The following is a 17,055-nucleotide window of genomic DNA, read 5'->3' as shown; positions in this document are numbered from 1 at the left end:
GCTGCCTCATCCAGCAGAGATGCTCAGTTATGTCCATGGAAAAGCAAGGCACCTGTCTGTGCGGTGCGACCCGCTTGAAGGCCACCGTCGGCAACACCCATATCAGCGCCTGCCACTGCAGCATGTGCCGCAAGTGGACCGGCGGCCCGCTGCTGGCGGTGCACTGTGCCGCACCGCCGCAGATCGAGGGCCCGGCGCCCAGCGTCTACGACTCCTCGCCATGGGCCCAGCGCGGTTTCTGCGGTCAGTGCGGTACGCACTTGTTCTACCGCTTGAAGGAGCGCGATATGTACGTTGTGCCGGTAGGCCTGTTCGACGGTAAGCAAGACTGGACCTTCACCGAGCAGATCTTCATCGATGAAAAGCCCACCTGGTACTGCTTCAGCAACGAGACCAAGAATCTCACCGGCCAGCAGATCTTCGAGCAGTTCTCCCCATCCTGAAGCAGCCGGTCTTGCCAAGCAGCTGCATTCCTGCGAAAAGGGCGGCCACGAAAAACCGCTTCGAGGAACCTGCCATGAGCAGTGAGCTGCAAGTCATCGATCTACAGGAAGGCGACGGCAAGGCCGTGGTCAAGGGCGCGCTGATCACTACCCAGTACCGCGGCACACTGGCCGACGGCAGCGAGTTCGATTCGTCCTGGACGCGCGGCAAGCCGTTCCAGTGCGTGATCGGCACCGGCCGGGTGATCAAGGGCTGGGACCAGGGCCTGATGGGCATGCGCGTCGGCGGCAAGCGCAAGCTGCTGGTCCCGGCACATCTTGGCTATGGCGAGCGCAGCGTGGGCGCAATCCCGCCGAATTCCGACCTGACCTTCGAGATCGAACTGCTCGAAGTGCTGACCCGGGACGATTGAGGCACGGGACATCATTTGGCAACAGTCCGCTACTAACGTGGTCACTGGCCACGGAACGGCAGTTGTACCCAGGGAGGAACCAAACGGGGCGAGGGCACTCTGACCCTCACGCGCGGCCAAGGATGGCATCCACTACAAGGGCGCCTGCGGCATAAGCGGCAGGCCATGTGGCGAGCCTCGATACCTTCTGTCACAAGAGCCTGCCGTAGATGAAACTGCCCCACTTCGTTCGCCGTCGTCGTCACCTGCTGTTGAGCCTGATGCTCACTGCTGCGGCCGTGCCCCTGGCAATGGATGTGGTCGAAAGCCGAGCGCAACCGGTGGATGGCACCCAGACCCTGGTATTCCTGCGCCACGCCGAAAAGCCTGGCGAAGGTTTGGGCCAGTTGAACTGCCAGGGGCTCAATCGTGCCATCGACCTGGCCACCTTGCTGCCGGAGCGTTTCGGCAAGGCCGACTACGTGTTCGCCGCCAACCCCTCGCGGCATGTCGAGGAAGGCAGCCAGGACCAGAGCTACAGCTATATCCGCCCACTGATGACCATCACTCCCAGCGCCATTCGCCTGGGCCTGCCGGTGAACATCGACTACGGCGCCAACGACACCGATGGCCTGGCCAGGGAACTGCTGCGCGACAAGTACCGCAATGCCACCGTCTATACCGCCTGGTCCCATGGTTACCTGCCGGAACTGATCAATGCCGTGGCCGGCAAGGCCCTGGGTGAGGAGCGGGTGATCACCCAGGACTGGAGTGGTGACGATTTCGACACCCTGTATGTGCTCACCCTGACCTGGCATGACGGCAAGGCCAGCCTGCTCAGCCGTAATGTGCGCCAGGGCCTCGACAACGGGGCGTCTGGCTGCCCGACCTGAGCTGCTGTTACTGTCTTGCGCTGAACGCATGCACAGGGATGTACGGATGAGCCAGCGGGTGACAGTGATCGGAGGAGGGGTGGTTGGCCTGGCGACCGCCTATGCGCTGGTGCGCGAGGGGTACTCGGTCGACCTGGTCGAAGCCCGTGACAGCCTGGCCAGTGCCACCAGTTTCGCCAATGGCGGGCAACTGTCGTACCGCTATGTGGCGCCGCTGGCCGATGCCGGGGTGCCCTGGCAGGCGCTTGGCTGGTTGTTGCGGGGCGATTCGCCCTTGCGCTTGCGCCTGCGCCTGGACCCGGCCCAGTGGCGCTGGCTGGCGGCCTTCGTCATGGCCTGCCGCACAGGGGTCAATCGCCGCAATGCTGCCCAGTTGCTGAGCTTGGCCCTTGAGAGCCAGGCGGCGCTGGCGCGTTGGCGCGAGGAGGACGGCCTGGTGGATTTTGCCTGGCGGCGCAACGGCAAACTGGTCGCCTTTCGCACCCGGCAGGCCTTTGCCCATGGGCGCGAACAGCTACTCGATCCACTCAATCAGCAGGTGCTGGATGCCGGGCAATTGCGCCTGCTCGACCCGGCGTTGGCCGAGGCGCCTTTTATCGGCGGTGTGTTCACCCCGGACGAGGAAGTCGCCGATTGCCACCGCTTCTGCCTGCGCCTGGCCGAGCGGTTGGAGGCGTCGGGGCACTGCCGGCTGTACCTGGGCCAGGCGGTGACTCGGCTGATCCGGCGCAAGGACGAGGTGGTGGCGCTGGCGCTCGCTGATCGCCAGTTGGACGTACAACGCCTGGTGTTGTGCGCCGGGCACCGCAGCGCCAGCCTGGCATTGCCCGGCCTGCACCTGCCGGTTTATCCACTCAAGGGTTACAGCCTGACCGCACCCGTCACCGCGGCGCATCGGGCGCCTGACGTGAGCCTGACCGATTACGAGCGCAAGATCGTCTACGCGCGGCTGGACCAGCAACTGCGGGTGGCGGCGATGGTGGACATCGTCGGCTACGACGAAACGGTGGATGCCGGCAGGCTGCGCAGCATGCGCCGTCTGGCGGGGGAGACGCTGCCCGGGGCGGCCGATTATGGCCAGGCGGTGGAGTGGGCGGGGATGCGGCCGGCAACGCCGACCGGGGTGCCGATCATCGGGGCGACGATGTACCGCAACCTGTGGTTGAACCTGGGGCATGGGGCGTTGGGGTTCACCCTGGCCTGTGGCAGTGGCGAGCGGTTGGCCAGGATGATGGGGTGACTTTGCCGGCCCTATCGCGGGGCAAGCCCACCACCTTCTTCACCCGCGGCGTGGCATAGGTGCGCACCTTGGAGGTGCTCAAACCCAGGCGCACCAGCGATTCGGCAATGGTCACCGCGGCACTCACGCCATCCACAACCGGCACCCCGGTGCGCTGGCGAATTTCTTCGTCAAGCCCGGCCATACCGCCACAACCCAGGCAGATCACCTCGGCCTTGTCCTCCTGCACGGCGCGCTCGGCCTGCTCGACGATGGCTTCAACGGCCCGCCTTGGGTCGGCCTCCAACTCCAGTACCGCCAGCCCGCTGGCACGCACCGAGGCGCAGCGGTCGTACAGGCCCGACAGTTTCAGGCGGTCCTCGATCAGCGGCACGGTGCGGTCCAGGGTCGTCACCACGGAGTAAGCATGGCCCAGGTACATCGCCGTGCTGGCGGCGGCGTCGGTGATGTCCACCACCGGTACGTTGAGCAACTCCTGCAGGCCTTCGCGGCCATGTTCGCCGTAGCCGGCCTGGATGACGGCGTCGTAGGGCTGGTCATAGGCCAGCACTCGGTCCATCACGGCGATGGCGGCCAGGTAACTCTCGAAATTGCCTTCCACCGATTCGGCACCGAACCAGGGCGTCAGGCCGACGATCTCGGTGCCCGGCGCGGCAACGCTGCGCGCCTGCTCGGCGATGGCCTCGGTGATGGCGGCGGTGGTGTTGACGTTGGCGATCAGAATACGCATGACGGATCTCCCTGAAATCAGTGGCTGCTGTGGTCGACGGCGATGCACTCGCCGCTGACGTCGTGGTACTGGGCGTGGCGCGGTGCGATCAGCAGGTACAGTGCGGCGGCGATGCCGGCCCCGATCAGCCAGGAGAACGGCGCGACACTCTGGAAGTTGGGCACCAGGGCCAGGACGATGGCCAAGAGCGCTGCGGGGATGAACGCGGCGAGGGCGCGCAGGTTGATGCCCTTGCTGTAGTGATAGGCGCCGGCGGGGTTCTCGCTGTACAACTCGGGCACGTTGATGCGGCCCTTACGCAGCAGCCAGTAGTCGGCCATGATCACGCCGTACAGCGGGCCGAGCAGGGCGCCCAGCCCCGACAGGAAGTACACGATCACCAGGGGGCTGTTGTACAGGTTCCACGGCAGGATCAGCACCGCCAGCGTGGCGCTGATCAGGCCGGCACGGCGGAAGTTCAGGTGGCGTGGCGCCAGGTTGCTGAGCACGAAGGCCGGGGCGACGAAGTTGGCCATGATGTTCACCGCCACGGTGACGATCAGGAAGGCCATGCAGCCCAGCACCAGGAACAGGGTGTTGGGGATACTGGCGACGATCTGCGTCGGGCTGTCGATGATCTGGCCGTTGATCTGGAACTGCGCGCCGCACAGCACCACGGTGATGGCGGCGAACACCAGGATGTTCACCGGCAGGCCCCAGAAGTTGCCGACGCGGATGGTCTTGCGGCACGGCGAGCTGCGCGCGAAGTCGCAGAAGTTCAGCACCAGGGTGCCGTAGATCGCCAGCCACAGTGCGCCGCCGGCAAAGATGTTGCGCCACATTTCGTAGCCGGTCAGGGGTTCGGCGACCGACCAGGCGATGCGCGCGTCGGCCTTGAAGTACATGAACACCGCAAGGCAGGCCACGGTGAGCAGGATCACCGGGCCGGCGAAGGCTTCGTAGCGGCGCACCATTTCCATGCCGTAGGCGAGGATCACCAGCTGCACCAGCCAGATCGACACGAAGCATACCCAGCCCAGGCTCGACAGGCCGAGGATGCTGTCGTGGTCGTAGGCGGCCACTTGCGGCCAGACGGCGGTGAGCAGCACCCGCAGCACTACAGAGGCGAGGTAGGTCTGGATACCGAACCAGGCGATGGCGATCACCGCGCGGATCAGCGCCGGGATCTGCGCGCCGTGAATGCCGAAGGCGATGCGGCTGATCACCGGGAACGGCACGCCGGTTTTCTGCCCCATGTAGCCGGACAGGTTCATGAAGAAGTACACCAGCGCCGCGCCGATCGCCAGCGACAGGAGGATCTGCCAGCCGCCCAGGCCAAGGGCGAACAGCCCCATGGCGAAGGAGTAGTTGGCGATGTTGTGCACATCGTTGGTCCACAGCGCGAAGATGCTGTAACCGCCCCAGCGCCGGCCTTCGGCTTTGGTCGGGGCGAGGTCGCGGTTGTGCAGGCGCGGGCTCAGTTCGAGGTCCGCCGGGTGGCCGTCGAGGGTGGTTGCGGCGGGGCTGGTGCTGGCAACGGAAAGTTCAGGGGCAAGGGGGAGGCTGCTACTCATTCCGGCGGCTCCTGATGCGTGTGACTGCGATGAGCGGGCGCTGGCGCACGGGCTCGCCATCTCGTCGGTGCAGGCGTTGGCATCACTGGGTTCTGGGCGCGGCGGTCGCGGTTCGGGGCGACGCTGCGGGTTCTTGTGTATTTATGTTTCGTTCAACTTGTATACAAAACACGAACACACAAAAGCCAGTTCTATGCCAGGGTGAATCCAAGTTTCAGGTTGCCATCATTTTGAATTTGGCTAGTTGAAATATAAGTTGCTGAAATTAAGGATTTATAAGTTGACCGAATGAACAGTTTAAATTTTTTAAGATGCTAATTAGTTGATCAACTGGTCAAAATTAGTTGGCTGTGGTGTGTAACCTAATGGGGCGCTGCTTCGCAAAAGTGCACACAAAAATGGCACTTAAGGTGACATTTATGTGTACAAAAAATCGCCAAGGTTCTTCGCCGGCAAGCCGGCTCATTCAGCGCGCACAGAGATGTCGCGTCGTACCAACAAGGCAGACCAGGTGATGGCACAGGAAAGACTGGCCCGAAATAAACTGTGGGAGCGGGTTTACCCGCGAAGCGCCGCGCGGGCGGCGCTCGATCTCATAGGCGCTGCAGAAACATCGGCGAACACCTAGTGGCCCATATGCGAATTCAAGACAGGCCCCTGGGCCTCACACCGCCGGCCCTGGGTAATCAGGATCGGGTAACGGCCACCAGGCGCATGGCGGGAGATTGGGTGAAGGCCACCAGGTGCCTGGCGATGTTTTTGCAGCGCCTATGAAATCGAGCGCCGCCCGCGCGGCGCTTCGCGGGTAAACCCGCTCCCACAGTTTGTTTCGGGCCAGTCTTTCCTGTGCCATCACCTGGTCCGCCTTGTTGGCATGACGCGGTATCGCGGTGCGCGCGGATGCCGCTGCGCCTGTCTCACAGGCAATCCACCCCTCAGTGCTTCATCCCCAACTCCGCATCATCCATCAGTGCCTTGGCCAGCGCGCTCAGGTAATACGACGCCCAGAGCAGTTGCGGCTTCTCGTCCATGATCCCGGCGATGGTCAGGTCGCGCACGCAGCCCATCAGCTCCGAAGCCTGGTCCCGCGCATGCTGGCAGGGGATGCCGGGCTCGATGCAGAACAGCGGGTCGGTCATGCCTTCGCCTTGGTAGAACTTGGTCTTGCCCGCAGTGGTGCGGGGCGTGGTGTCGTCTGTGTTCATTGCTCACTCTCCCTGAAATGATCGGTGCCTGGGCGGGCCCCATCGCGGGTCAAGCCCGCTCCCACGGATGCAGGCATAACCCTGCGGGCTGGGGGTGGCGTGGGAGCGGCGGTGCGCCGATGCGACTTGCCCCGCGATAGCGCCAGCTCAGGCGACACATGACCAACGGCCTAGTGGAACGCCCGGCGCTCCATCTGCGGCATCTGCACCTGAATCAACGCCGACTCGAGCAGCACCCGCAGCGCCTCGATCTCATGCATCAACGCCATGATCAGAATCGACGCGTGCGACTTGGGTTGCTGGACCGACATGGCCTGATGCGCCACGGCCTGAGCGCACAGGGCGTACTCCGTGGCTTGGATCAGGGTGTCTTCGAGGGAGTGGTGGTTGTGGGGTGGATCGGGGACGATCTTTAACATTTGAGCTCCTATATCTCTAAAGGAGCCACCACCTGCCCGCTGTCAAACAGAAGGGTGGCAGCTGTACGTGGGTTGACAGACCGGCGGACATAGGAAGTTCCGGCGCACGCAAGCGTGCCCGCACGTACAGCTGCCATTGAAGGCGCTGCATACCTAAATACCGTCGCGGCCTGTCAAAGCCGATCGCTGAACTCAGCGACTCGCCGAGACTAGGGGCCTACCAGGGCGACCGCAACGGAAAAAAGGCGGCAAGAGTATGTTTGGGAAATGGACTACAAGTAAGGGCTTTAATCTGATTCTTCGTGGCCGGTAGCAAAGTCAGGAGTTGCAGACGTTGCATGGATATTGGCCGGTCTTCGTAGGCGCATTTCAGCGCGCACATAGATATCGCGCCATGCCAACAAGGCGGACAGCGGAGATGCCACAGGCATAACTGGCCCGAAACAGATGTGGGAGCGGGTTTACCCGCGAAGCGCCGCGCGGGCGGCGCTCGATCTCATAGGCGCTGAAGGAACATCGGCGAGCACCTGGTGGCCCACATGCGATTTCATGACAGGCCCTTGGGCGTCACACAGCTGGCCCTGGGTAATCTGGATTGGGTAATGGCCAAAAGGTGCATGCCGGGAGATTGGGTGAAGGCCACCAGGTGCCTGCCGGTGTCTTTGCAGCGCCTTTGAGATCGAGCGCCGCCCGCGCGGCGCTTCGCGGGTAAACCCGCTCCCACAGTTTGTTTCGGGCCAATTATTCCTGTGGGAGAGGTGTAGCCCGCCTTGGCGCATGTCGCAAGCCCTGCGCAGCGGCCGAAGTGCCCATCTTCAAGCCATCGGCGGCAGTCTGCGCTTCACCGGGGTCTTCTTGATGATTGCGGTATTGGTCTCGGCCAGCACATTGAGCAGGTCGAGCAGGGTGTCCAGCTGCTCCATCGAACGCACATGCAGGCGGGCGATGAAGCAGTCCTCACCCGTGACCTTGTCGCATTCGGTGAACTCGGGGATGGCGATGATCTGCCGTTCCACCTCCTGCAACTTGCCAGGCAGTGGGCGCACGCGCACGATGGCCTGCAACTGGTAACCAAAGCAGCGTGGGTCCACCTCCACCGTATAGCCACGCAGCACGCCACGTTCCTCCAGGCGGCGCAGGCGCTCGCTGACGCTGGGCGCGGACAGCCCGCTGATCTGCGCCAGGGCCTTGAGCGAGCGGCGAGAGTCCTCCATCAGGGCGTTGATCAATAGCTGGTCGATGTCGTCAGTCATGGCTACCTCGTTAGGCAATTCCGGTGATTGGCCTTGATAGTAAAGGCGAATGGCTAATTCTGCCTTGGCTATCCGCTGGAAGGCCCATCAGCACCCCGCGCATACTGTGGCCATCGTGTACAGGAGGTGTGAGATGGACAATTCGCTGCGCCGCGGCTCCCTGGAAATGGTCGCCGCCATGCTGATCTCCGGGACCATCGGCTGGTTCGTGCTGGTGTCCGGGCAGCCGGTGCTGGAGGTGGTGTTCTGGCGCTGCGTGTTCGGCGCCGGCACCTTGCTGCTGATCTGCGCGGCCATGGGCTTTCTAAAGCCCGGCGTGCTGACCCGCGCCACCTTCCTGCTGGCGGTGGTCAGCGGAGTGGCGATCGTCGGCAACTGGGTGCTGCTGTTCGCCTCTTACTCGCGGGCATCTATCGCCATCGGCACGGCGGTGTACAACGTCCAGCCGTTCATGCTGGTGGGGCTGGCGGCGCTGTTTCTCGGCGAGAAGATCACCCTGGCCAAGCTGACCTGGCTGGGCGTGGCCTTTGTCGGCATGCTGGCCATCGTCAGCGCCCATGGCACCGGGCAAGCCAGCGGCAGCGAGTACTTGCTGGGCATCGGCCTGGCGCTGGGGGCCGCGTTCCTCTATGCGGTGGCGGCACTGATCATCAAGCGCCTCACCGGCACGCCGCCGCACCTGATCGCACTGATCCAGGTGAGCACCGGGGTGTTGCTGCTGGCGCCGTGGGTGAAGCTCGGCGGCCTGCCGGGTGAGTGGCCGGCATTGGGCAGCCTGGTGACCTTGGGTATCGTCCACACCGGGCTGATGTACGTGCTGCTGTACAGCGCCATCCAGCGCCTGCCCACCGCGCTGACTGGCGCACTGTCGTTCATCTACCCGATTGCGGCGATCCTGGTGGACTGGGTGGCCTTCGGTCATCGACTGGCGCCGTTGCAGTGGCTGGGGGTAGCGCTGATTTTGCTGGCGGCGGCGGGCATGCAGCAGGGCTGGTGGTGGCGCCCGGCGCGCGCCAAGGGCGTGGCCAGGCCTTAGCAGCGGGCCGCTTCAGAACTTCTTGGCGACGCTGGCCACCAGCGTCGCCGAGCAGACATCGTCGAAGCCATAACTGCTGGCGCACTCGGTCTGCGACAGGTCGGTGTCGACATAGGCCAGGCTCCAGTCGACCCCGGCGAAGGCGCGGGTCAGCTTCACTTCCCATTCGCGGTAGCTGTCGGCCGTGCGCTCGCTGGCCGAGACGAACATCGGGTCCTTGAAGTCCATGCGCCCGTAGCGCAGCTGCAAGCCTAGCTCCAGGGGCAGTTGAGCTTCGTAGCCGACATAGGTGTAGAGGGTGTCCTGGTCCTCGCCGAACAGGTTGCCGGCGTCGTCGGAATAATTGGCGGCCAGCTTGAAACCGTAGGCCGTCAGGGCGGCGTAGTACTCGCTCTGGTTGTACAGGCTCGACTTGGGGTAGGTGTACCTCAGGTAGCCCAGGTCCAGGCTTACCTCATCGCTGGCCTGCCAGTACCAGCCGGCGTAGTAGTCCACCTCCTGGCGCGTCTTGGAACCGAAACCGAAGTCGACGTTGGAGGTCCAGGCGCCGAGGTACAGGCCGCTGGCGTGCTGCAAGGTGGCGCCGAACTGGGCGGCGGGGTCGTTCTGGGTCTGCGAGATGCCGCGGTTGCGGTAGTCGCTGTGCAGGGCGAGGTCGAACTCCAGGCTGAAGTCGTCGTTCAGTGGCACGGCCTGGCAGGCGAGGGGGGCCAGGGTGAGGGCGAGCAGGGTGATGCGACGCATGGCGATACCTGTTGTTGTGATTGTCGGTAGATGCGGGGCACGGCTGGGCCAGGCCCCCGCCGTGCGACGGGAGCCGGGCAGGGGGCGACGGGGTCAGAGCTCGGCTTTGTACACCTCGCGGCCGCCGAACCAGGTTTGCAGCACGCGGGTGTCGGCCAGGTCCTGATCGGCGACGCTGAGCACGTCGCGGTCGAGGATGATGAAGTCGGCCTGTTTGCCGGGGGTCAGCGAGCCGATCTGCCGCTCCAGGCCGATGGCCTTGGCGGCGTTGAGGGTGTAGGCCTGCAACAGGGTCTGGCGGTCGATACGTTCGGCGGCGTTGAGCACGCCCTTGGGGCCTTCGCGGGTGATGGCCTGGTGAATCGCCAGCCACGGGTTGGGCGAGGACACCGACCAGTCGCTGGCGCCGGCGATGGTCGCACCATGGCTGAGCAGCGAATGGGCCGGGTACTGGTAGGGGTAGATCGCGCTGCTGACATAGGGTTTGACCATGTCCACGGTGTACTCGTCGGCCGAGGCCCACAGCAGTTGCATCGAGGCGATCACGTCCAGCGGCTTGAGACGGGCGAACTCGGCGGGGTTGACCAGTTGCAGGTGGGTCAGCGAATGGGTGACGCCGCTGTGGCGGTCCTTGCGCGCCTGCTCGATGCCGTTGAGCGACTCGCGCACCGCGCGGTCGCCGATGGCGTGGATGTGCACCAGCCAGCCACGGGCGTCGGCGGCGCTGACCAGCTCGCCGAAGTGTGCCGGGTCGATCAGCAGCTCGCCGTTGCCGTGGGTGTTGCGGTAGGGCTCGAGCATGGCTGCGCTCTGCGCCGGGTACTCGACCACGCCGTCGGCGAAGATCTTGATCCCCGGCAGGGTGAGGTTGGGGATGCCCTGGAACTGCTGGCGCACCTTGTCCAGGGTATCGAGGTCGGCCGGGGTGCTTTTCGGGTTGGCCACCAGCAGGGCGGCGACGTGGGCGTTCAGCCCGCCCTGGGCGGCCAGCGCCTTGTAGGCCGGCAGCACGCCGACCGATTTCTCCGTGGGTTTGAGGCTGAACAGCGATTCACCTGGGGCGGCGTTGACGGCCGGGTCCATCCAGGCGGTGATGCCGAAGCTGTTGTTGTACTTCACCGCGGCCTCGGCGGCATGCAGCAGCGCCTCGGCGCTGTGCGCGGGCATGGCGGCGGCGATGCGGTCCCAGCCGGCGTCCACGGCGAAACCGTTGGGGCTGCCGTCCTTGCGCTTGCCCAAGGTGCCGCGTTCGGCCGCCGGCAGGCTGGCCAGCAGGCGGGCGTCGACACCTGCGCGTTCGAGCATGGCCTGGTTGGCCCAGGCGGTGTGGTGGTCGCTGCCGATGAACACCACCGGCACGTTCTGCCACTCGCCATGATTGAAGGTGCGGCCCAGTTCCTCGGCTTTGGCCCAGTAGGTCGAGCTCACCCCGACCACCACCAGCACGTCGCCCAGGCGTGCCCGGCCATCGTCGCGCCAGCCGCGCAGGCGTTGTTGCAAGTCTTGGGTGCTGACCCCTTCCTCGCTGTCGAGGTTGGCCGCCGACAGTTCCAGGCCGCCGAAGATGGCGTGGTTGTGGCTGTCGATCATGCCGGGCAGCAGGCGCTTGCCGGCCAGGTCGACGACCCGGGTCGAGGCGTCGGCCAGGGCCTTGATCTCGCTGTCGCTGCCCACCTTGAGCACCTTGCCGTCCGCCACGGCCATGGCCTGGGCCGATGGCTGGGCGGGGTCGGCGGTGTACAGCTTGCCATTGAGCAACACCAGGTCGGCCGCGGCCATGGCGTCCAACGAGGCAAAAGCCAGCGCCGCCGCCAGCAGGGTGGGTTTGAAAGCTTTCATCGGCGAACCTCTTGTTTTTTTGGGCTTGCCGGCGAGACTAGCCACTGGCCCGGGCCGGCAGAACGCCCGAAACGTGAAAAACGCTTTTGCCTGCCAGGAAAAACCATGGACAAGTTCGCCGCTGTCAGCATGTTCGTCGCCACCGCCGAGCACGGCAGTTTCAGCCGCGCCGCAGAACAGTTGGGCAAGACTCCGTCGGCGTTGACCAAGGCCGTCAGCCACCTGGAGGCGGAGCTGGGGGTGCGCCTGTTCGAGCGCAGTACCCGGCGCACGGTGCTCACCGAAGCGGGCAGGGTGTACCTGGAGACCGCGCGCCAGGTGTTGATGCGCCTGCACGAGGTGGGTGAGGTGGTGGGGCAGATCCAGCATGGCCTGCACGGCATCCTGCGCCTGACCGCGCCACTGGCCTATGGCCGGGCGTTTCTCGATGAGGTGTGCGCGGGTTTCCTGCGCGAATACCCGCAGATCCGCCTGCGCGTGGACCTGTGCGACGCCTTCGTCGACCTGGTAGAGAGTGGCTACGACCTGGCCCTGCGCGAGGGCCGGGGCGATTTGCCGGGGTTGATCGGCAAGGCTGTCGGGCGCAACTGCCTGACCCTGTGCGCCAGCCCCGCGTACCTGGCGCGCAACCCGCTGCCCGTCACCCCGCAGACCCTCGACCGGCACGACTGGCTGTTGTACCGGCATGCCGCGTTGAGCCGGACCTACTGGTGGGTGGAAAAGGACGGCGAACGGCTCAGCCTGCTGCAGCCTGCCAACGCACGACTGGAAAGCGACAACTACGACCTGCTGCTGGCCAGCGCGCTGGCCGGGGGCGGCTTGTTCCACGTGCCCATGTGGAGCGGTGCGCCGTATCTGGCCGATGGGCGGCTGGTGCAGGTGATGGCGGATTACGCGATCGACCCGGACGCCTTCGGCCCGCAGATCCTGGCCGTGTACCCGAGCCACCGTCGGGCCACGGGCAAGGTGCTGGCGTTCATCGACTATCTGGCCGGGTATCTGGACGCGCGCGGCTTGGGCTGAATGCTCGGCATTCGATGGCGGCGCGGGCCCCAGCAGGTAGAATGGCGCTTTTGCCCGACCCATGACCGATATGAGCCCAGCCATCGCTACCCTTGAGCAACACCTGCTCGCCGCCCTCGATCCCGCCCCGACTGAGACCCGCCGTCTGTTCCATGGCCGTGGCCGTTGCTGGCCGGGGCTGGAGCAGATCACCGTCGACTGGCTTGACGGTGTGCTGTCGGTCGCACTGTTCCGTGAACCGCCCGAGGGCCAGCTGGCTGAGCTCGAAGCGATGCTGCGCAGCCTGGCCGAACGCCCGCAGTGGACTGGCCAGGCCATGCTGTTGCAGCACCGCTACCTGCCCGACAGCCCAGGCCAGTGGCTGCTCGGTGAGCCCTGCCAGCAGCGCGAAGTCACCGAGGATGGCCTGAAATACCTGCTCGACCTGGGCGTGCGCCAGAACAACGGCCTGTTCCTCGACATGCGCTACGGCCGGCGCTGGGTGCGCGAGCAGGCGGCGGGCAAGCGGGTGCTCAACCTGTTCGCCTATACCTGCGGCTTTTCGGTGGCGGCGATTGCCGGGGGCGCCGAGCAGGTGGTCAATCTGGACATGGCCAAGTCGGCGTTGTCCCGTGGCCGTGACAACCACCGGCTAAACGGCCATGACGCCTCGCGCGTGGCGTACCTGGGGCACGAGCTGTTCAAGTCGTGGGGCAAGGTGCGCAAGTACGGGCCGTATGACCTGATCATCATCGACCCGCCGACCTTCCAGCGTGGCAGCTTCGTGCTGACCCAGGACTACGGGAAGATCCTGCGGCGCTTGCCGGAGCTGTTGAATGCAGGCGGGACGGTGCTGGCGTGTGTCAACGACCCGGGGATCGAGTCGCAGTTTCTGATTGACGGCATGGCTGAGCATGCGCCGGGGCTTGAGTTTATCGAGCGGTTGGAGAACCCGCCGGAGTTTCCCGATGCGGACCCGGAGGGTGGCTTGAAGGCGTTGGTTTTCCGTCAGGGCGACTGACGTCATCGCGGGGGGGGGAAAGCGTCCCCCAACCAGAGGAGAGGGCGGGTTGCACCAGGAGGGGGGGTCTTGGAGCCGTCTGCGCACTCACCCCCCCCCCCCCCCCTCCTCTCTTCTTCCTCCCCCCCCCCCCGCGATGGGGTTGCATCAACTACTTGTTGGTATAGATCTGGTCGAACACGCCACCGTCGTTGAAGTGGGTCTTCTGCACGGTGCGCCAGTCACCGAAGGTCTTCTCCACCGACAGGAAGTCCACTTTCGGGAAGCGGTCGGTGTACTTGGCCAGTACCGTGGCGTCACGCGGGCGCAGGTAGTTGTTGGCGGCGATTTCCTGGGCTTCAGGCGACCACAGGTACTTCAGGTATTCCTCGGCCACGGCCTGGGTGCCTTTCTTGGCCACCACCTTGTCGACCACGCTCACCGGCGGCTCGGCTTCTGCCGACACGCTTGGGTAGACCACTTCGAACTGGTCGCGGCCGAACTCGCGGGCGATCATTTCGGCTTCGTTCTCGAAGGTCACCAGCACGTCGCCGATCTGGTTGGTCATGAAGGTGGTGGTGGCGGCGCGGCCACCGGTATCGAGCACCGGCGCCTGCTTGAACAGCTTGCCGACGAAGTCGCGAGCCTTGCTCTCGTCGCCGCCCTGCTTGAGCACATAGCCCCAGGCCGACAGATAGGTGTAGCGGCCGTTACCCGAGGTCTTGGGGTTGGGCACGATCACCTGCACGCCGTCCTTGAGCAGGTCGGGCCAGTCTTTCAGCGCTTTCGGGTTGCCCTTGCGCACGATGAACACGGTGGCCGAGGTGAACGGCGCGCTGTTGTTCGGCAGGCGGGTCACCCAGTTGTCCGGCACCAGCTTGCCGTTGTCGGCCAGGGCATTGATGTCGGTGGCCATGTTCATGGTGATGACATCGGCCGGCAGGCCGTCGATAACTGCCCGCGCCTGCTTGCTCGAACCGCCGAAGGACATCTGCAGGTTGACCTTCTCGTTGTGTTCTTTGTCCCAGTGTTTCTGGAACGCCGGGTTGTAGTCCTTGTAGAAGTCGCGCATCACGTCGTAGGAAACGTTGAGCAGGGTCGGGGCGGCCTGGGCGAGGTTGCCCAGGGCAAGGCCTGCGGCCAGCAGCGAGGCGCTGAAGAGTTTTTTCACGTTGCGTCCTTGTTATTGAAAGGGTGTAGGCAGAGTGCCTGCGACTATAGCGGGTGGTTCTGCGAGGGTTAAAGAATAAAAAGGACTTTGGTTATGCCGTCGCCTGTACCGGCCCTATCGCGGGGCAAGCCCGCTCCCACACCGGACAACGTGGGAGCGGGCTTGCCCCCGCTCCCCGCCCCCCCCCCCGCCCACTCCACTCCACCGCCTCCCCCCCCCCCCCCCCCCCCCCCCCCCGGTACAGGCAACCTCAATGTTTGGGAAACAACGCATTGCCACACCGCGAACAGAACGCCGCGCCATGTTCATGGTGGTTCTTGGCGCAGGTCGGGCAGTCGTGCTGCAACTGCTCCCCACGCAGCGCATTGGCCAGCTCCGCAGTGAAGATGCCGGTAGGCACGGCAATGATCGAGTAACCGATGATCATCACCAGCGACGACAGCACCTGCCCCAGCGGCGTCTTCGGCACGATGTCGCCGAAGCCCACGGTGGTCAGGGTGACGATGGCCCAGTAGATGCCCTTGGGGATACTGGTGAAACCATGCTCGGGGCCTTCGATCACGTACATCAGGGTGCCGAACACGGTGACCAGGGTCGACACGCTGACCAGGAACACGATGATCTTCTGCTTGCTGCCCTGCAGCGCCGCCAGCAGGTAATGGGCCTGCTTGAGGTAGGGGCTGAGCTTGAGCACGCGGAAGATCCGCAGCATGCGGATGACGCGGATGATCAGCAGGTACTGGGCATCGCTGTAGTACAGGGCGAGGATCCCCGGCACGATCGCCAGCAGGTCCACCAGCCCATAGAAGCTGAAGGCGTAGCGCAGCGGTTTGGGCGAGCAGTACAGGCGGGTGATGTATTCGGCGAGGAAGATCGCCGTGAAACCCCACTCGATGGCGGCCAGCAGGCCGGCGTAGCCCTGGTGTACTTCGTCGATGCTGTCGAGGATCACCGTCACCAGGCTGGCGAGGATGATCAGCAGCAGGGCCTTGTCGAAGCGTCTTCCAGCTGCGGTATCGGTCTGGAAGACGATGACGTAGAGCCGCTCGCGCAGGCTTGCGGGGTTATCCATGGGCGCGTTCCATTGTGCAAATGGGCAGAGCCTAGGGGCTGGCTATCAGCTGTGCAAGCGGGGCGCGTTGCGCCGTTGGTTGAGCTGCGCCAGGTGGCTGCCCAGATGCATCAGCCAGCAGGCGACCACGAACGGCGCGGTCAGCCCGGCGATCGGCAGCAGGTTGAACAGCGGTTGCAGCAACAGCGCCAGGGCGATGGCCAGTAACGCTACCCAGGGTCTCTCACCCTGGCGGCTGAAGGCCAGTGCAGCCAATGCCGCGTTGAAACCGTACAGCCCTAGCCAGGCCCCTTGCGCCTCACCGGCCAGCAGCGCAACACCACCACCGATGGCCGCACCGATCACCGCCCAGGTGGCGGCATAGGGGTTGGCAAAGTACATCCCGATGACGATCAGCAACCCGGCCATCGGCTTGTCGAGCAGGAAGATCTGCCCGATGCCGCGCAGCATGGCATACAGCGGGTCGGCCTCGACGAAGCTGTTGGTGGTGGGTTCGGCCAGCAGCAGCGCGGCCCAGCCGAGCAGCACGAAGGGGGCGGTGTAGGCCACCAGCAATTTGCCGCCGCGTTTTCGCCATTGGTGGGTGATGATGCTGGACAGGCCGCCGGCGGCGATGATCAGCGGCGGCAGGATGGCTGACCAGGGCAGCACGGCGCTGATCAGGATGCCGATCAGCACGCCGTTATAGCAGTACAGCCCGGCCTGGCGGTCGGCGCGGTCGTAGCCGCGACGTTGGGCGGTGAGCAGGCCGGCGAGGGCGCCGAGCAGGGCGCCGCCGACCAGCGCAGGGGCGGTCAGCAGGATGGCCAGCAGGCAGCACAGGCCGCACAGGGGGTTGCGCAGCAACAGCACCTGGCTGAAACCGTTGAGCAGCGCCGTGGCCCAGTCGGGGCACGGGTTGACGAAATTTTTGGTGTACATGGGCAGTCGGTAAGGTGAGTGGTCAGCGGTGGGCCTCTTTGGGCCTCGGTTTTCCGCGGGGTCAGGGTGCAGCCATCGCGGGGGGGGGGGGAGCCCCCCCACCCTCACTCGTGGGAGCGACGTCCCCCCCCCCCTTCTTTCG

The 17,055-nt window shown here is 64.9% G+C and carries 17 protein-coding genes; 7 read left to right on the top strand and 10 right to left on the bottom strand.

Going from position 1 to position 17,055, the window contains the following annotated elements:
* Positions 1–29: 29 nt before the first annotated feature.
* The 4 genes from ACO6VM_RS03400 (at position 30) to ACO6VM_RS03385 (ending at position 2,968) form a co-directional block, all read left to right on the top strand.
* Positions 30–443, top strand: coding sequence for a GFA family protein (locus ACO6VM_RS03400; protein ID WP_401056826.1), 414 nt, complete (start codon positions 30–32; stop codon positions 441–443).
* 74 nt (positions 444–517) lie between these two features.
* On the top strand, positions 518–856 hold the full coding sequence (locus ACO6VM_RS03395; protein ID WP_125857958.1) for an FKBP-type peptidyl-prolyl cis-trans isomerase: 339 nt from the start codon (positions 518–520) through the stop codon (positions 854–856).
* A 209-nt stretch (positions 857–1,065) separates the two neighbouring features.
* Positions 1,066–1,728 (top strand): histidine phosphatase family protein, encoded by a 663-nt coding sequence (locus ACO6VM_RS03390; RefSeq protein WP_401056827.1) that lies wholly within the window; start codon positions 1,066–1,068, stop codon positions 1,726–1,728.
* 46 nt (positions 1,729–1,774) lie between these two features.
* Positions 1,775–2,968: a D-amino acid dehydrogenase gene (locus ACO6VM_RS03385; RefSeq protein WP_422402760.1), complete on the top strand. Its 1,194-nt coding sequence runs from the start codon at positions 1,775–1,777 to the stop codon at positions 2,966–2,968.
* On the opposite strand, the gene ACO6VM_RS03380 is transcribed toward ACO6VM_RS03385, so the two are convergent.
* From ACO6VM_RS03380 to ACO6VM_RS03360, 5 genes are all read right to left on the bottom strand, one after another.
* The gene (locus tag ACO6VM_RS03380) at positions 2,919–3,698 is read right to left on the bottom strand and encodes an aspartate/glutamate racemase family protein (RefSeq protein ID WP_422402759.1); all 780 of its coding nucleotides are present in this window, start codon (positions 3,696–3,698) and stop codon (positions 2,919–2,921) included. The two genes, ACO6VM_RS03385 and ACO6VM_RS03380, sit on opposite strands and share 50 nt — an antisense overlap.
* A gap of 17 nt (positions 3,699–3,715) precedes the next feature.
* Complete coding sequence (locus tag ACO6VM_RS03375) at positions 3,716–5,251, bottom strand: NCS1 family nucleobase:cation symporter-1 (protein WP_401056829.1); 1,536 nt, start codon at positions 5,249–5,251, stop codon at positions 3,716–3,718.
* Positions 5,252–6,186: 935 nt separating this feature from the next.
* Positions 6,187–6,456 (bottom strand): DUF3077 domain-containing protein, encoded by a 270-nt coding sequence (locus tag ACO6VM_RS03370; protein WP_422402758.1) that lies wholly within the window; start codon positions 6,454–6,456, stop codon positions 6,187–6,189.
* A gap of 170 nt (positions 6,457–6,626) precedes the next feature.
* Entirely contained in the window at positions 6,627–6,875 is a 249-nt protein-coding gene (locus tag ACO6VM_RS03365) for a hypothetical protein (RefSeq protein ID WP_422402757.1), read from the bottom strand.
* A gap of 815 nt (positions 6,876–7,690) precedes the next feature.
* A complete protein-coding gene (locus tag ACO6VM_RS03360) occupies positions 7,691–8,128 on the bottom strand; it encodes an Lrp/AsnC family transcriptional regulator (RefSeq protein ID WP_401056831.1) in 438 nt (145 codons plus the stop codon).
* 133 nt (positions 8,129–8,261) lie between these two features.
* On the opposite strand from ACO6VM_RS03360, the gene ACO6VM_RS03355 reads away from it, so the two are divergent.
* Positions 8,262–9,164, top strand: coding sequence for a DMT family transporter (locus ACO6VM_RS03355; protein WP_401056832.1), 903 nt, complete (start codon positions 8,262–8,264; stop codon positions 9,162–9,164).
* 12 nt (positions 9,165–9,176) lie between these two features.
* Here ACO6VM_RS03355 and ACO6VM_RS03350 read toward each other — a convergent pair whose 3' ends face one another.
* Together ACO6VM_RS03350 and ACO6VM_RS03345 are read right to left on the bottom strand one after the other, a co-directional pair.
* The gene (locus ACO6VM_RS03350; protein ID WP_422402756.1) at positions 9,177–9,908 is read right to left on the bottom strand and encodes a TorF family putative porin; all 732 of its coding nucleotides are present in this window, start codon (positions 9,906–9,908) and stop codon (positions 9,177–9,179) included.
* A gap of 93 nt (positions 9,909–10,001) precedes the next feature.
* The gene (locus tag ACO6VM_RS03345; RefSeq protein ID WP_401056834.1) at positions 10,002–11,747 is read right to left on the bottom strand and encodes an amidohydrolase; all 1,746 of its coding nucleotides are present in this window, start codon (positions 11,745–11,747) and stop codon (positions 10,002–10,004) included.
* 105 nt (positions 11,748–11,852) lie between these two features.
* Between ACO6VM_RS03345 and ACO6VM_RS03340 the strand changes: the two genes are divergently transcribed.
* Positions 11,853–12,770 carry a LysR family transcriptional regulator gene (locus ACO6VM_RS03340; protein WP_125463320.1) on the top strand — a complete coding sequence of 306 codons (918 nt, stop codon included), beginning with the start codon at positions 11,853–11,855 and terminating at the stop codon, positions 12,768–12,770.
* A 70-nt stretch (positions 12,771–12,840) separates the two neighbouring features.
* Complete coding sequence (locus ACO6VM_RS03335) at positions 12,841–13,770, top strand: class I SAM-dependent methyltransferase (RefSeq protein ID WP_401057137.1); 930 nt, start codon at positions 12,841–12,843, stop codon at positions 13,768–13,770.
* Between the two features lie 151 nt (positions 13,771–13,921).
* Here ACO6VM_RS03335 and ACO6VM_RS03330 read toward each other — a convergent pair whose 3' ends face one another.
* From ACO6VM_RS03330 to ACO6VM_RS03320, 3 genes are all read right to left on the bottom strand, one after another.
* Complete coding sequence (locus tag ACO6VM_RS03330; RefSeq protein WP_401056835.1) at positions 13,922–14,920, bottom strand: sulfate ABC transporter substrate-binding protein; 999 nt, start codon at positions 14,918–14,920, stop codon at positions 13,922–13,924.
* A gap of 250 nt (positions 14,921–15,170) precedes the next feature.
* The gene (locus ACO6VM_RS03325; protein ID WP_125463321.1) at positions 15,171–15,992 is read right to left on the bottom strand and encodes an ion transporter; all 822 of its coding nucleotides are present in this window, start codon (positions 15,990–15,992) and stop codon (positions 15,171–15,173) included.
* A 45-nt stretch (positions 15,993–16,037) separates the two neighbouring features.
* A complete protein-coding gene (locus ACO6VM_RS03320) occupies positions 16,038–16,913 on the bottom strand; it encodes an urea transporter (RefSeq protein ID WP_401056836.1) in 876 nt (291 codons plus the stop codon).
* Positions 16,914–17,055 lie beyond the last annotated feature (142 nt).

Source organism: Pseudomonas sp. GZD-209 (genome assembly GCF_049310485.1).
GTDB classification, from domain to species: domain Bacteria; phylum Pseudomonadota; class Gammaproteobacteria; order Pseudomonadales; family Pseudomonadaceae; genus Aquipseudomonas; species Aquipseudomonas sichuanensis.
This window is presented reverse-complemented; position numbering and strand designations above follow the sequence as displayed.